General features: G+C 69.1%; 15 protein-coding genes and 1 pseudogene. 9 read left to right on the forward strand and 7 right to left on the reverse strand.

Annotation, left to right across the window (positions count from 1 at the left end; all coding sequences use genetic code 11):
- Positions 1-457: 457 nt before the first annotated feature.
- Entirely contained in the window at positions 458-1,693 is a 1,236-nt protein-coding gene (gene dnaA, locus OHA37_RS19095; protein ID WP_443046309.1) for a chromosomal replication initiator protein DnaA, read from the reverse strand.
- 8 nt (positions 1,694-1,701) lie between these two features.
- Positions 1,702-2,260: pseudogene (dnaA, locus tag OHA37_RS40785) on the reverse strand (chromosomal replication initiator protein DnaA); the annotation flags it as partial.
- A 359-nt stretch (positions 2,261-2,619) separates the two neighbouring features.
- Between dnaA (OHA37_RS40785) and rpmH the strand changes: the two are divergent.
- The 9 genes from rpmH to OHA37_RS19140 all read left to right on the forward strand — a co-directional run bounded on the left by rpmH (position 2,620) and on the right by OHA37_RS19140 (position 9,110).
- Positions 2,620-2,757, forward strand: coding sequence for a 50S ribosomal protein L34 (gene rpmH / locus OHA37_RS19100; RefSeq protein ID WP_100597229.1), 138 nt, complete (start codon positions 2,620-2,622; stop codon positions 2,755-2,757).
- 22 nt (positions 2,758-2,779) lie between these two features.
- Entirely contained in the window at positions 2,780-3,154 is a 375-nt protein-coding gene (gene rnpA / locus OHA37_RS19105) for a ribonuclease P protein component (RefSeq protein WP_266906840.1), read from the forward strand.
- Positions 3,151-3,432 (forward strand): membrane protein insertion efficiency factor YidD, encoded by a 282-nt coding sequence (gene yidD / locus OHA37_RS19110; RefSeq protein ID WP_007265231.1) that lies wholly within the window; start codon positions 3,151-3,153, stop codon positions 3,430-3,432. Before rnpA ends, yidD begins: the two co-directional genes overlap by 4 nt.
- Before the next feature lie 3 nt (positions 3,433-3,435).
- A complete protein-coding gene (yidC, locus tag OHA37_RS19115) occupies positions 3,436-4,545 on the forward strand; it encodes a membrane protein insertase YidC (RefSeq protein ID WP_266906842.1) in 1,110 nt (369 codons plus the stop codon).
- A 15-nt stretch (positions 4,546-4,560) separates the two neighbouring features.
- Entirely contained in the window at positions 4,561-5,070 is a 510-nt protein-coding gene (locus OHA37_RS19120) for a Jag family protein (RefSeq protein ID WP_266906844.1), read from the forward strand.
- Between the two features lie 163 nt (positions 5,071-5,233).
- Positions 5,234-5,944, forward strand: a complete 711-nt coding sequence (rsmG, locus tag OHA37_RS19125) for a 16S rRNA (guanine(527)-N(7))-methyltransferase RsmG (protein WP_266912906.1) — start codon at positions 5,234-5,236, stop codon at positions 5,942-5,944.
- A 264-nt stretch (positions 5,945-6,208) separates the two neighbouring features.
- Positions 6,209-7,300 carry a ParA family protein gene (locus OHA37_RS19130; RefSeq protein ID WP_266906846.1) on the forward strand — a complete coding sequence of 364 codons (1,092 nt, stop codon included), beginning with the start codon at positions 6,209-6,211 and terminating at the stop codon, positions 7,298-7,300.
- Positions 7,297-8,391 (forward strand): ParB/RepB/Spo0J family partition protein, encoded by a 1,095-nt coding sequence (locus OHA37_RS19135; protein ID WP_266906848.1) that lies wholly within the window; start codon positions 7,297-7,299, stop codon positions 8,389-8,391. Before OHA37_RS19130 ends, OHA37_RS19135 begins: the two co-directional genes overlap by 4 nt.
- A gap of 101 nt (positions 8,392-8,492) precedes the next feature.
- Positions 8,493-9,110, forward strand: coding sequence for a GNAT family N-acetyltransferase (locus OHA37_RS19140; protein ID WP_266906850.1), 618 nt, complete (start codon positions 8,493-8,495; stop codon positions 9,108-9,110).
- A 129-nt stretch (positions 9,111-9,239) separates the two neighbouring features.
- On the opposite strand, the gene trxA is transcribed toward OHA37_RS19140, so the two are convergent.
- From trxA to OHA37_RS19165, 5 genes are all read right to left on the reverse strand, one after another.
- Entirely contained in the window at positions 9,240-9,578 is a 339-nt protein-coding gene (gene trxA / locus OHA37_RS19145; RefSeq protein WP_266906852.1) for a thioredoxin, read from the reverse strand.
- A 54-nt stretch (positions 9,579-9,632) separates the two neighbouring features.
- On the reverse strand, positions 9,633-10,592 hold the full coding sequence (gene trxB, locus OHA37_RS19150) for a thioredoxin-disulfide reductase (RefSeq protein ID WP_266906854.1): 960 nt from the start codon (positions 10,590-10,592) through the stop codon (positions 9,633-9,635).
- A gap of 125 nt (positions 10,593-10,717) precedes the next feature.
- Positions 10,718-11,677, reverse strand: a complete 960-nt coding sequence (locus OHA37_RS19155; protein ID WP_266906856.1) for an anti-sigma factor family protein — start codon at positions 11,675-11,677, stop codon at positions 10,718-10,720.
- On the reverse strand, positions 11,674-12,375 hold the full coding sequence (gene sigM / locus OHA37_RS19160; protein ID WP_266906858.1) for an RNA polymerase sigma factor SigM: 702 nt from the start codon (positions 12,373-12,375) through the stop codon (positions 11,674-11,676). The genes OHA37_RS19155 and sigM overlap by 4 nt, the downstream gene beginning before the upstream one ends.
- Before the next feature lie 25 nt (positions 12,376-12,400).
- On the reverse strand, positions 12,401-14,125 hold the full coding sequence (locus OHA37_RS19165; RefSeq protein WP_266906860.1) for a protein kinase family protein: 1,725 nt from the start codon (positions 14,123-14,125) through the stop codon (positions 12,401-12,403).
- Positions 14,126-14,140 lie beyond the last annotated feature (15 nt).

Below are 14,140 nucleotides of genomic sequence, written 5' to 3' on the forward strand. Positions count from 1 at the left end.
CGACTTCGGTGTGACCGCTTTCACTCGGGGCGGTGATGGAGGGTTCCCGGTTGCCGAACAGTGGACAACGGTGTGGGGAAGTCGTCTGATCCTGTGCACAGGACCCTGGAAGCTGTGGACCGACGGTGGACAACGCGGTGGACGAACCTGTGGATGAAAAATTCGTCCACAGCCTGTGGATAGCCGTTGCGCACAATTCCACAGGGGTCTGACCAGCCCTGATGGTGCCTCACACCTGGGCCCTGTGGACAGTCTTGTGGGTTCCCGGGGCCGTCCCCAGGCTGTGGACGCAAGAAAGTCGCCCAATCTGTGGATGAGTTGCCCCCAAGGGGGCGTATTCGAACAGATCAGGGGCGCACGCATGAAGAAGGGCGCCCCCGTAGTGACCCGGAAGCGCCCTCTTAAAGCGTTTGGAAGGGCTCGGCGGCGCCCGTACGGCACGTCCACAGAGCCGGTGTCAGCCGTTCTTGATGCGGTTGGTGAGCTCGGTCACCTGGTTGTAGATGGAGCGGCGCTCCGCCATCAGGGCACGGATCTTGCGGTCCGCGTGCATGACGGTCGTGTGGTCGCGGCCGCCGAACTGCGCCCCGATCTTGGGCAGCGAGAGGTCCGTGAGCTCCCGGCACAGGTACATGGAGATCTGCCGGGCGGTGACCAGGACCCGGCTGCGCGAGGAGCCGCACAGGTCGTCCACGGTCAGCCCGAAGTAGTCGGCGGTGGCCGCCATGATGTCGGTGGCGGTGATCTCGGGCGAGCTGTCCTCGCCGCCCGGGATCAGGTTCTTCAGGACGTCCTCGGTCAGGCCCAGGTCGACCGGCTGCCGGTTCAGGCTCGCGAAGGCCGTGACCCGGATCAGCGCCCCCTCCAGCTCACGGATGTTGCGCGAGATGCGGGAGGCGATGAACTCCAGCACCTCCGGCGGGGCGTTGAGCTGCTCCTGCACGGCCTTCTTGCGCAGGATCGCGATGCGGGTCTCCAGCTCGGGCGGCTGGACGTCGGTGATCAGGCCCCACTCGAAGCGGTTGCGGAGCCGGTCCTCCAGGGTGGCGAGCTGCTTGGGCGGCCGGTCGGAGGAGAGCACGATCTGCTTGTTGGCGTTGTGGAGCGTATTGAAGGTGTGGAAGAACTCCTCCTGCGTCGACTCCTTGCTCGCGAGGAACTGGATGTCGTCGACGAGCAGGATGTCCATCTCGCGGTAGCGCTTGCGGAACGCGTCGCCCTTGCCGTCGCGGATCGAGTTGATGAACTCGTTGGTGAACTCCTCGGAGCTCACGTACCGCACCCGGGTGCCGGGGTAGAGGCTCCGCGCGTAGTGCCCGATGGCGTGCAGCAGGTGCGTTTTGCCGAGACCCGACTCCCCGTAGATGAAGAGGGGGTTGTACGCCTTCGCCGGCGCCTCGGCGACGGCCACCGCGGCGGCGTGCGCGAAGCGGTTGGAGGCGCCGATGACGAACGTGTCGAAGAGGTACTTGGGGTTCAGCCGGGCGGTCGGCTCCAGCGGGCCCGAGGTGGATCCACCTGACGGGGCCGAGGGCGCGGGCCGGCTCGGTGCCTGCCGCGCGGGCGGCTGGTCGTACTGCTGCTGCTCGTACTGGCGGGAGGAGCGCTGCTGCTGGCCCTCGTACTGCTGCTGCTCGTACTTCTGCTGTTCGTAGCCGCCCTGGTCGTAGGACGAAGGCTCGGACTGCTGCATGTAGCCCGGCTGCGGGGAGGCGTACGGGTCGCGCTCGGGGAAGCCGCCGAGACGGGGCTGCTGCCAGCCGTAGTCGTCCTGCTGGCCGCCGCGGGGCCAGGCGCCGGGCTCGGAGCGCGGCTGCTGGTAGTCCGGGTAGGCGGGGCGGGCATTGGGGAGCTGGTCGTCCGAGGGGCCGGTGTGGCCGCCGGGTCCCGTGTGGCCCCCGGGGCCGTTGTGCCCGCCGGGGCGCTGGCCGCCGTACGGTTCGTAGCCGTCGTGGGAAGAAGACGGGGCCGGGGGCGAGGGCTCGCCCGCGGAGTCGTCGACGGTGATCGCGATCCGGATGGGGCGGCCGCACTCACGGCTGAGGGCGTCGCTGATGAGCGGGGCGAGCCGGCCTTCGAGGACGCGCTTGCCGTACTCGTTGGGGACGGCGAGCAGCGCGGTGTCCGCCACCAGGGCCAGGGGCTGACAGCGCTCGACCCACTGCTTGTCCTTGGGCTCGATGCTGTTCTGTCCCTCCCCGAGGAGCTTTTCGAGCACCCTTGGCCACACTGCGGCAAGATCGGCAGGTACGTCAGCCACAGAGCACGCTCTCTCAGAGGGGGTCCCACGAATGTGTGGTTCTTTGGGACGGTCGGGACAAAAAATCCAGGGTCAGGCAACGGTAGTCAGGCCAGCGGGTACGGTTCAAGTCGTTGTCCACAGCCTGTGCACAGTGTGGGGCACCGCCGCCTCGGTTTGACCGGATGGCGTAGCCGCGCGTACCGTAACGAGGTCGAGTTGTCGATGGCTGCTGCCGCCTGCCTACCGATGGGCGAAGATCACGGATCGTGATCGTTTTGCGGTGCCACTCGGGCGAACACGCGAGTTTTCTCCTCGTGGGCGCACGGTGACAGCCAGGCGATGTCCCGCCTAAACGATTTATTCTCTGGAGCCCTCGAGTGAGCAAGCGCACCTTCCAGCCGAACAACCGCCGTCGTGCCAAGACCCACGGCTTCCGTCTCCGGATGCGTACCCGTGCCGGCCGCGCCATCCTCGCGAACCGTCGTGGCAAGGGCCGCGCCGAACTCTCCGCGTAACTGACGGGCGGATCGTGACGTCGTGCTGTCTCCCGAACATCGGCTGAGGCGGCGCGAGGACTTCGCGAGCGCGGTACGTCGAGGTCGCCGGGCTGGTCGCCCGCTCCTCGTCGTCCACCTACGTACAAGCGGTGCAACGGACCCGCACGAGTCGGGGGAGATCGATCCCTCGACGCGTGCGGGTTTCGTCGTCAGCAAGGCTGTCGGCATCGCTGTCGTACGCAACCGGGTCAAGCGCCGTTTGCGCCATCTCGTCCGCGAGCGGCTGTCTCAGCTGCCCGAAGGTAGCCTGATGGTGGTACGGGCTCTGCCCGGAGCGGGTGATGCCGGTCTCGACGAGCTGGCCCGGGACCTGGATGCCGCACTGCTGCGGCTCTTGGGAGGCGTGGCTCGATGAAGTACCCGCTGCTCGCATTGATCAAGCTGTACCAGTGGACCATCAGTCCGCTGCTCGGGCCGGTGTGCCGTTATTACCCCTCGTGTTCGCACTACGGGTTCACGGCCATCGACCGGCATGGTGCGGTGAAGGGGACGGCTCTGACCGCCTGGCGGATCCTGCGGTGCAATCCGTGGTCCCCGGGTGGCGTGGATCACGTCCCACCCCGGAAACGCCCGCGTTGGCACGAGCAGCTGCGCAGTGCGTTGCGTAGATCTCGCAATGCTCAAGGAGCTTGATTAGTGGACACGATTGCCAGTTGGTTCACCTTTATCACCACGCCCGTCTCGTGGATCATCGTTCAGTTCCACAAGCTGTACGGTGCCATGTTCGGCGCGGACAGTGGCTGGGCCTGGGGCCTGTCCATCGTCTCCTTGGTGATCTTGATCCGTATCTGCCTGATCCCGCTCTTCGTGAAGCAGATCAAGGCGACGCGCGGCATGCAGGCGATCCAGCCGAAGATGAAGGCGATCCAGGAGCGCTACAAGAACGACAAGCAGCGCCAGTCCGAAGAGATGATGAAGCTGTACAAGGAGACGGGTACCAACCCGCTCTCCTCGTGCCTTCCCATCCTGGCGCAGTCCCCGTTCTTCTTTGCGCTCTACCACGTGCTCGCCTCCATCGCCAACGGGACCACGATCGGCAAGATCGACGGCCCGCTGCTGGAGAGCGCGCGTAACGCGCACATTTTCGGTGCCCCGCTGGCATCCAAGTTCACGGACAGCGCCGACAAGGTCGCCGCTCTGGGCGCCTCGGTCACCGACGTGCGGATCGTCACCGCGATCATGATCGTGATGATGTCGCTGTCGCAGTTCTACACGCAGCGCCAGCTGATGCAGAAGAACGTCGACCTCTCGGTCAAGACGCCGTTCATGCAGCAGCAGAAGATGCTGATGTACGTCTTCCCCCTGATCTTCGCGGTCATGGGCATCAACTTCCCCGTCGGTGTCCTCGTCTACTGGCTGACCACGAACCTGTGGACCATGGGCCAGCAGATGTTCGTGATCAACCGGAACCCCACCCCGGGCAGCCTGGCCCAGGACCAGTACCTGACGCGCCTGCTGAAGCAGATCACCTCGCACGGCGAGCTCAAGAGCCGGGGCAAGAAGAAGATCGTCGCGGCGATCGTGGCCAAGGGCCCGGACCGCAACGACAACGAGCGCAAGTTCATCACCGGTCTGAGCAAGCAGGGCCTGGCCGCGCAGGCGGACGGATCCGTGGCGAAGAGCGTCGAGGCGACCGCCGACGCCGACGCCGCCGGCGGCGGTGGTGCCCAGAAGCGGCAGCAGCCCAAGCGGCAGTCGAAGTCGCAGCGTCAGACGCCCCCCAGCAAGCCCTCTCCCAAGAAGTAAGAAGGAGTCCCTCCCGTGACGGAAGGCACCACCACCGCCGCCGCTGAGAGTGGCGACACCCTGACCCGCCTCGAGCAGGAGGGTGAGATCGCGGCCGACTACCTTGAGGGTCTACTCGACATCGCCGACCTGGACGGCGACATCGACATGGACGTCGAGGCGGACCGCGCCTCTGTCTCCATCGTCAGCGAATCCGCGCGTGACCTGCAGAAGCTCGTGGGCCGTGACGGAGAGGTGCTGGAGGCTCTGCAGGAGCTGACCCGTCTCGCCGTGCACCGCGAGACCGGGGACCGCAGCCGGCTGATGCTCGACATCGGCGGCTTCCGGGCGAAGAAGCGCGAGGAGCTGACGGCTCTCGGCGCCAAGGCCGCAGAGGACGTGAAGTCCTCCGGTGAGCCCCTGAAGCTGGACCCGATGACCCCCTTCGAGCGGAAGGTCGTCCACGACGCCGTGGCGGCCGCTGGTCTGCGGAGCGAGTCCGAGGGCGAGGAGCCGCAGCGCTTCGTCGTCGTGCTTCCGGTCTGACCGGAAGTCTGAGTGTCCGGCCCCGTCTGTCTCGCAGGCGGGGCCGATGTTTGTCAGCCTGGCAGTGACGGCGCGACGACGGTCGCGCCGGGCACGACGGGTTTTCACAACCATGCGGTACGGAAGGACGGTCCCCGTGACGGAGGCAGCTGAGCTTCCCCCGATGCCCGAAGAAGCGCCCCAGGCACCTGAAGAGGCGCGTGCGGTGTTCGGCGAGCATTTCCCGGAAGCTGTGCGGTATGCGGAGCTGCTGGCGGACGCGGGTGTCAAGCGGGGCCTGATCGGGCCGCGCGAGGTGCCCCGGCTCTGGGAGAGGCACCTGCTGAACTGCGCCGTGCTCTCGGAAGTGGTGCCCCAGGGCGTCACCGTGTGCGACGTGGGTTCGGGTGCCGGCCTCCCCGGCATTCCGCTGGCCCTGGTGCGCAGGGACCTGAAGATCACGCTGCTGGAGCCGCTGCTGCGCCGCACGAACTTCCTCCAGGAAGTCGTGGAGCTGCTGGGGCTCGACCATGTGACGGTCGTGCGCGGGCGGGCCGAGGAAGTCCTCGGCAAGCTCCAGCCGGTCCACGTGGTGACGGCGCGCGCGGTGGCTCCGCTGGACCGGCTCGCCGGCTGGGGTGTTCCCCTGCTGCGTCCGTACGGCGAGATGCTGGCCCTGAAGGGTGACACTGCCGAGGAGGAGCTGGTGGCGGCGAAGGCCGCACTGACCAAGCTCGGTGTGGTGAAGACCTCGGTGCTGCACGTTGGCGAGGGGATCGTGGACCCGCTCTCCACCGTGGTGCGGGTCGAGGTCGGGGAAAGCCCCGGCGGGGTGCGGTTCGCGGCGAAGCGGGCCAAGGCCGCCCGGGTGAGCCGTACGCGCCGGCGCCGCTGAGCCCTTGCCGGGCAGTGTTCGCAGGCATATCGCAGGGGTGTTGAGCCCTATAGGTATGGATTTCGGAGTGTCGTAGCGGCCGGATGACTCCGTCCGGGCATCGTGTTTCACGTGAAACGTCGCTCTCTGCTGCACGGAATCATCAGCCGCGGTCGTGCGGCTACGTCCCCCCGTCTCCGCAAAGGTGAAGGGGGGACGGAGTTGTCCACATCGGTGGATTCATCCACAGGAGTACGGGCCCCGCTGGTTCGCAACCCCGGTGACATGGCAGGCTCTGTTCATCGCGAGCCTGATGCCGAGGAGAGTGACACCGTGCGGTCAGACGCCAACCTTGCGGGGCCGATGGCCGATCCGGTCCCCGGTCCCCGCTCTGAATTCCCGGGCGACGATGTTTCACGTGAAACATCGGCCCCGCCCCTCGTGGACAACGAGGACACGCCCATCGGCCGTGCCGCCCAGATCGCGGTCGAGGCCCTCGGACGTGCGGGTGAGGGCCTGCCGAGGCCCCCGAAGACCCGGATCATGGTGGTGGCCAACCAGAAGGGCGGCGTGGGCAAGACCACGTCGACCGTGAACCTGGCCGCATCCCTGGCCCTGCACGGTGCGCGGGTCTTGGTGGTCGACCTCGACCCCCAGGGCAACGCCTCGACGGCGCTGGGCATCGACCACCACGCGGACGTGCCGTCCATCTACGACGTGCTCGTGGACAGCCGGCCGCTGATGGAGGTCGTCCAGCCGGTGGCCGACGTGGAGGGGCTCTTCTGTGCGCCGGCCACGATCGACCTGGCGGGTGCCGAGATCGAGCTCGTGTCCCTCGTGGCGCGGGAGAGCCGTCTCCAGCGGGCCATCCAGGCGTACGAGCAGCCGCTCGATTACATCCTGATCGACTGCCCGCCCTCGCTGGGCCTGCTGACGGTGAACGCTCTGGTCGCGGGCGCGGAGGTGCTGATCCCGATCCAGTGCGAGTACTACGCGCTGGAGGGACTGGGTCAGCTGCTGCGCAACGTGGACCTGGTGCGGGCGCACCTGAACCCGACGCTGCACGTGTCCACGATCCTGCTGACGATGTACGACGGCAGGACCCGGCTGGCTTCGCAGGTGGCGGAGGAGGTGCGCACCCACTTCGGCAAGGAGGTGCTGCGCACGAGCATCCCGCGGTCGGTCCGCATCTCCGAGGCTCCGAGCTACGGGCAGACGGTGCTGACCTATGACCCGGGTTCCAGCGGTTCCCTCTCCTACCTGGAGGCGGCGCGGGAGATCGCGCTGCGAGGGGCCGGATTCCAGTACGACCCCCAGCACCCCCATCAGGGTGCGGGCATGAACAACACGCACAGCGTGGCGGAGGGGATCCAGTGAGCGAGCGACGTAGGGGTCTGGGGCGGGGGCTCGGCGCGCTGATTCCCGCGGCTCCCCAGGAGAAGGTGCCGCCGGTGATCGGTGCCGGGTCGATGTCTCCGTCGGCGGTGCCGGTGCTGCCGTCGGAGCGGGGTATCGCGGCGGCGAAGCTGGCTTCGCTGGCGCAGGCCGATGTTTCACGTGAAACATCGCCGGTGGCCGCGCCCGTGAGTGAGCCGGAGCCGGTTGCCGCTCCGGCGGCCGGTGAGGTGGCGGGGGCTACGTTCGCGGAGCTCCCGATGGACTCGATCACGCCGAATCCGCGGCAGCCGCGCGAGGTGTTCGACGAGGACGCGCTGGCCGAGCTGGTGACCTCCATTCAGGAGGTGGGCCTGCTCCAGCCGGTGGTGGTGCGCCAGTCCGGTCCGGGCCGCTATGAGCTGATCATGGGCGAGCGGCGCTGGCGGGCGTGCCGGGAGGCCGGCCTGGACCGGATTCCGGCGATCATCCGGGCCACGGACGACGAGAAGCTGCTGCTGGACGCGCTCCTGGAGAACCTGCACCGGGCGCAGCTGAACCCCTTGGAGGAGGCGGCCGCGTACGACCAGCTGCTCCAGGACTTCAACTGCACGCACGATCAGCTGGCGGACCGGATCGGGCGTTCCCGTCCGCAGGTCTCGAACACGCTGCGCCTGCTGAAGCTCTCCCCGCCCGTGCAGCGGCGGGTGGCTGCGGGTGTGCTGTCGGCGGGGCACGCGCGGGCTCTGCTGTCGGTGGACAACTCCGAGGAGCAGGACCGGCTGGCGCACCGGATCGTCGCCGAGGGCCTCTCGGTGCGTGCGGTCGAGGAGATCGTGGCACTGATGGGCTCGGAGTCGCCGAGTTTGGTGAAGCCGAAGGGTCCGCGGGCGGGTGCCCGGGTCGCCCCGGCGCTCAACGAACTGGCGACGAGGCTGTCGGACCGGTTCGAGACGCGGGTGAAGGTGGATCTGGGCCAGAAGAAGGGCAAGATCACCGTCGAGTTCGCGTCGATGGAGGACCTGGAGCGGATTCTGGGGACCCTGGCGCCGGGCGAGGGCCGGGTGCTGGACCAGGGCGCTGCCGGGGAGTAACCCACAGCCTGGGGGCGGGTCGTGCCGGTGTGAGCCGGCGCCGCCCGCCCCTTTGCCTTGCTGCGGTTTCGGGTGATTCGAGCTGTGGATACGATGCGGTCATGGGTCGTCGGCTGGTACCGCTCACGCTGGACAACCTCCAAGACCTGCCCCGGCGTTGCCGGTCCTGTGTCTTCTGGGAGCTGGACCCCGTCAGCGGCGAGGCCGCCGTCAAGGCGGGGAATGCTTCCGAGGAGAAGGAGGCGTGGATCTCCGCCGTCCTCCTGGAGTGGGGCTCGTGCGGCCGGGTGGTCTACGTGGACGAGGTTCCGGTGGGATTCGTTCTGTACGCGCCGCCGGCGTACGTGCCGCGTGCGACGGCCTTCCCGACCAGCCCGGTGTCCCCGGACGCCGTACAGCTCATCACTTCGTGGATCATGCCCGGGTACCAGGGCCAGGGCTTGGGGCGGGTGATGGTGCAGACGGTGGCGAAGGACCTGCTGCGCAGGGGGTTCCGGGCCATCGAAGCGTTCGGGGATGCCCGTTGGGACGGTCCGGCCTGTCTGCTGCCGGCGGACCACCTGCTGGCGGTGGGCTTCAAGACGGTACGCCCGCATCCGACGCGTCCCCGGCTGCGGCTGGAACTGCGCTCCACGCTGTCCTGGAAGGAAGACGTGGAGCTGGCCCTGGACCGGTTGCTGGGTGCGGCCCGGAAGGAACCGGCGCTTCGTCCGCTGTGACCCGTGCTGCGTCCGCTGTGAGACGGGAGCAGGCTGGTCCCGGACCGTCCTGAACATGCGAACGGGGCCGCCCCTGGCAGGGGGCGGCCCCGTGTCACACGATCGCGTCCGGCCTGGGACGCGGGTGCGTCAGGCCTTGATGGTGACGAAGCCGTCGAGGTCGCGCAGGATGGCGGCCTTCGGCTTGGCGCCGACGATGGTCTTGACGACCTCGCCGCCCTGGTAGACGTTCAGCGTCGGGATGGACATGACGCCGTACTTGGCCGCCGTTTCCGGGTTCTCGTCGATGTTGAGCTTGACGATCTCGATCTCGTCACCGTATTCGGAGGCGATGGCCTCGAGGGACGGAGCGATCTGGCGGCACGGACCGCACCAGGCGGCCCAGAAGTCCACCAGGACGGGCTTGTCGCTCTTGAGGACGTCGTCATCGAAGCTTGCGTCGGTGACGGTCTTGAGGGTGCCGGCCACAACGGCCTCCTTCTTTTCCTGCGGGGAGTGGGGTGTGGTGCTGCTTTGGGGGTGTCAGACCGCCGCGTGCGCCTTCTCGGCGTCTGCGAGGGCGGCGAGGAAGCGCTCGGCGTCGAGGGCCGCGGAGCAGCCCGTGCCCGCGGCAGTGATGGCCTGACGGTAGGTGTGGTCGACCACGTCGCCCGCGCCGAACACGCCGGTGAGGCTGGTGCGGGTGGAGGGGGCGTCGACCTTGAGGTAGCCCTCCTCGTCGAGGTCGAGCTGGTCCTTGAACAGCTCGGTGCGCGGGTCGTGGCCGACGGCGATGAAGAGGCCGGTCACGGGCAGCTCGGAGGTCTCACCGGTCTTGGTGTTGCGCAGGGTGAGGCCGGTGAGCTTCTGCTCGCCGTGGATCTCCGCGACCTCGCTGTCCCAGGCGAACTTGATCTTCGGGTCGGCGAAGGCGCGGTCCTGCATGGCCTTGGAGGCGCGCAGGGAGTCGCGGCGGTGGACGATCGTGACGGACTTGGCGAACCGGGAGAGGAAGGTGGCCTCCTCGATCGCGGTGTCGCCGCCGCCGATCACGGCGATGTCGTGCTCCTTGAAGAAGAAGCCGTCGCAGGTCGCGCACCAGGAGACGCCGCGGCCGGAGAGGGCGTCCTCGTTGGGCAGGCCGAGCTTGCGGTGCTGGGAACCGGTGGTCACGATCACGGCCTTGGCGCGGTGGACGGTGCCGGCGGTGTCGGTGACGGTCTTGATCTCACCGGTGAGGTCCACGGCGATGACGTCGTCCGGAATCAGCTCGGCGCCGAAGCGCTCGGCCTGGCCACGCATGTTGTCCATGAGGTCCGGCCCCATGATGCCGTCCTGGAAGCCGGGGAAGTTTTCGACCTCGGTGGTGTTCATCAGCGCGCCACCGGCGGTGACGGCGCCTTCGAAGACCAGGGGCTTGAGCGAAGCGCGTGCGGTGTACAGGGCGGCGGTGTAACCGGCCGGCCCGGAGCCGATGATGATCACGTTTCGTACGTCGCTCACGGGTTGATTCCTCGTCTCTGCGGACTGCCTGCTGCCTACCGGGGGGCCGGTGTGGACTCTCACCCCACCCAACGGATCCTACGGCGCCTGCATTCCCGAGTTTTCCCCCCGAGCCTTCCGGCCGTTCAACTCCTCGAATAGGTACTGGTGAGCAGAGGCTTTCCGGGGACGGCCGAGGGGTCGGTGACACAGGCGGAGCCGACGAGATAGGCGTCCACGACGGCGGGATCGCCCGGGTGCGGCAGGACGATGAGGAAGACGTCCTTGCCCTCGTAGGTGCCGGACTCGAAGCCCAGGGGGCTCTCGGTGCGCCCGGTGGCTTCCTGCACGCAGGCGGGCGCCCGGGGCGTCCGGCCATCGGCCGGGGCGGGGCTCGGCTCGGATTGCGGGCTGTTCTCCACTCCGAAGGTGTTGTTCCCCTCCCCCGCAGCCTTGTCCCCCCGGCTGCCGGACGCGAGGAGCTCGCGCACCGTGCCGGGGAGCCCCTGGGCGGTGTACTCGGGTGTGCCGGACCTGGACTGGGCGGAGGATGCGTCGCTCCGCGCGTCTCCGGACAGGGCACGGTCGCCGGACGTCAGGCCGAACACCATGACGCCGGCGGCGCACGCCGCGAGGAGGCCGCCCGCGAGAGCGATCCGGCGGCGTGCGCGGCGCCGGCCGGGGCCGGTTGGGCCGGCCGGGTGACCGGAAGGCCGCAGGGCGCCGGGGTCACCGAGCGGTCCGAGCGGTCCGGGGGATGTTTCACGTGAAGCATCGGGACCGGGGACCTCTGGGGCCGCCGGGTCCGGATGGCCGGTGCCGGGCTCCTCGTGCCGGGTGGTGGCATCGAGGAGGGCTTCGGCGGCGAGGGCCGCGTCGATCCGGCCGGAGACGTCGACGGGCATCCGGGCCGGACCGGGCAGGGTGCCGAGCAGGGCCCGGATCTCCTCCAGGGAGGCACGGACGTCCTCGCACAGGGGGCAGTCGCCTAGATGGCTGCGGACCTCCGCGGTGCGGGACGGGGAGAGGAGGCCTTCCGCCAGCTCGGAGATCTCCGAGACGTCGGGGTGCCCGATCGTGCCGGTCGCGCCGGTTGTGGGGTTCATGCTCGTCCACCTCCGCCCTTCACTGCGTTGGGATCCGGGGCCGGGTCCCCGTGGTCTGCCGTCGGTGGGACGGTTGTCCCCGGTGTCCGGTTCCTTCCCCGCTCGGTATCGGTGTTATCCCCGGTATGTGTGCGCAGATGAGTGAGGAGCGGGACGAGTTTCGCCCTGCCGCGCGCGCAGCGGCTCTTCACGGTGCCGACGGGGACGTCGAGGAGGGCGGCGGCCTCGGCGACGGGGTAGCCCTGCATGTCGACGAGGACCAGGGCTGCCCGCTGATCGGCCGGGAGGGTGCCCAGGGCGGCCAGTAGCTGCCGGTGGAGGTCCTGGCGCTCCGCAGGGGCCTCGGCGGACTCGTGGGGCTCCAGAAGGCGCTCCAGGCGGTCCGTGTCGTCGAGGGGGGAGGTCTTCCGGGAGGCGGCCTTGCGGGCCCGGTCCAGGCAGGCGTTCACGGTGATGCGGTGCAGCCAGGTCGTGACGGCGGATTCGCCGCGGAAGGTGTGGGCGGCCCGGTAGGCGGAGACGAGGGCGTCCTGCACGGCGTCGGCGGCTTCCTCACGGTCGCCGAGGGTGCGCAGGGCCACGGCCCACAGCCGGTCGCGGTGCCGGCGTACGAGCTCGCCGAAGGCGTCCGGATCTCCGGCGGCGTGCAGCGACAGGAGGTCCTGGTCGCTGCGGCCGCCGGGTGTGGCTTCGTCCAATGCCGGCCCCCTCCCCTGCTGTCCGTCAGCCCGCGAACTTCACGTCCGTGATGGCCTGCTTGTACCCGGCTCCGGTGTAGGTGTCGCCCGGTGCCTTGGGCATCGCGGTGATCCAGAGCAGGACGTACCGGGTCTTGACCGGCTTCTCGCTGGTCAGGTTGAAGCTGCTGTCCGAGGTCTTGGCCGTGGCGATCTTCGGCATGCCGGAGATCTTGCCGGACGGGTCCAGGGAATCGACCGCGTAGAGCGTGGTGGTGGTGTGGTCGCCCGCGAACCGGAGCGCTATCGAGGCGCTGCTGACCTCGTGTTCGGCGCCGAGGTCGTAGACGATGCCGACGCCGGCCTTGTAGTCCGTGATGTCGGGGCCGTCGACGTAGTACTTGGTCCGCCAGTAGGTGGAGGAGTCCCCGTCGAAGGTGTTCTTGACGCCTCCGGGGTCCTGCTCCTTCCCGTCCGGGGAGTACTCGCGGGCCCGGGAGATGGCGAGGGGAACGGGCGCCACCTTCTCCGGGGTGTCGTTTGCCTTCTCGTGCGTGGTCTGGCTGCCGCTGGTGCTGCCCTGGTTGTTGCGGTTCAGCAGGGTGTCGGCGAGCTGCCAGCTGCCCAGGCCGAGGGCGGCGATCAGCAGGGCGGCGACGCCCCACTTGAGGACGCGGCCGGTACGGCTCTGCAGGGGCGGCGGCGGAGGTACGACGGTGAGGACCTGCGCGGTGGGCATGCCGGGGCCCTGGGGCCTGCCGTAGCTGCCCTGCTGGTAGGTGGTGTGCTGGTACTCCGGAGGCGCTGTGAAGGTGGGCTCCGGCGGCCGGATGCGGGGCATCGCGGCCACGGCCTTGGAGAGCTCTTCCGGGGTGGTGCAGGCGGGGTCCTGCCGCGAGGCGGTGGCCCCGTCGTTGGCGAGGGCACGCATGGCCAGCTCGCCCAGACCGCGGTGCACGCCCGCGCGGACCTGGTCGGGGGCGATCAGGCCGACGCCCTTGGGCAGGCCGGTGAGGCCGTAGGCGTCGTTCTCGTACGGCCAGCGCTGGGTCAGCGCGGCGTACAGGAGGGCGCCGATGGCCTCGGTGTCCGAGCGCTGCGGGGTCTCGCTGGTGATGCCGCGCAGGGCGGCGTTCACGGCGAGGCCGCGGATGCGGTACTGGCCCGAGGAGGTGCGCAGTATCGCGCTGGGGGTCAGCCGCAGGTGGGCCAGGCCCTCGCGGTGCGCGGCGGCCATGGCCTGGGAGACCTGGCTGACGAGCTGGTAGGCCTCGTGCGGCTCCATGGGGCCCGCGGCGAGGACCGCGGTGAGCTCCGTGGCGTCGGGGAGCCACTCGTGGACGACGTAGACGAGGTCGTTCTCCTCCACGGCGTCGAGGACCTGGACGAACCGGGGGTCGCCGAGCAGGGCCGAGGAGCGGGCGGCGGCCAGGACGGCACGGGCCCTCGCGTGGTCGGCGGGCAGCAGGTGGACGCCCACGGCCCGGCGCAGTTTCTCGTCCATCGCACGCCAGCTGCTGAATCCGTCCAGACGGGTGACGCACTCTTCGAGCCGGTAGCGTCTGGCCAGTTTGTGGCCGCTGTGCAGCTCGGGAGCGGCAGCGGGTGCCGGGTTCCTGCGATCGCCGTCCTTCTCGGGCATGGTTCCGTCCGCGGCTTGTCCGTTCTGGGTGTCCACCCCGTCGGCCGAGGCCTGGGCCGTCTCCGCGGCCAGCGGCTCGTCGCCGCTGTTGTCGGCCACGTCGACGGCAGCCGTGCTACGTTCCGCCACCGTCGTCCCCGCCTC

The sequence above is a fragment of the Streptomyces sp. NBC_00335 genome, assembly GCF_036127095.1.
Classification (GTDB): Bacteria; Actinomycetota; Actinomycetes; order Streptomycetales; family Streptomycetaceae; genus Streptomyces.

Bases quoted from the DNA above. Each gene is read 5' to 3' on its own strand.
- OHA37_RS19130 (WP_266906846.1), top strand. From the start codon at position 6,209: ATGGCAGGCTCTGTTCATCGCGAGCCTGATGCCGAGGAGAGTGACACC.
- OHA37_RS19140 (WP_266906850.1), top strand. From the start codon at position 8,493: ATGGGTCGTCGGCTGGTACCGCTCACGCTGGACAACCTCCAAGACCTG.
- yidD (WP_007265231.1), top strand. From the start codon at position 3,151: ATGAAGTACCCGCTGCTCGCATTGATCAAGCTGTACCAGTGGACCATC.
- OHA37_RS19155 (WP_266906856.1), bottom strand. From the start codon at position 11,677: ATGAACCCCACAACCGGCGCGACCGGCACGATCGGGCACCCCGACGTC.
- dnaA (WP_443046309.1), bottom strand. From the start codon at position 1,693: ATGCAGCAGTCCGAGCCTTCGTCCTACGACCAGGGCGGCTACGAACAG.
- rsmG (WP_266912906.1), top strand. From the start codon at position 5,234: ATGCCCGAAGAAGCGCCCCAGGCACCTGAAGAGGCGCGTGCGGTGTTC.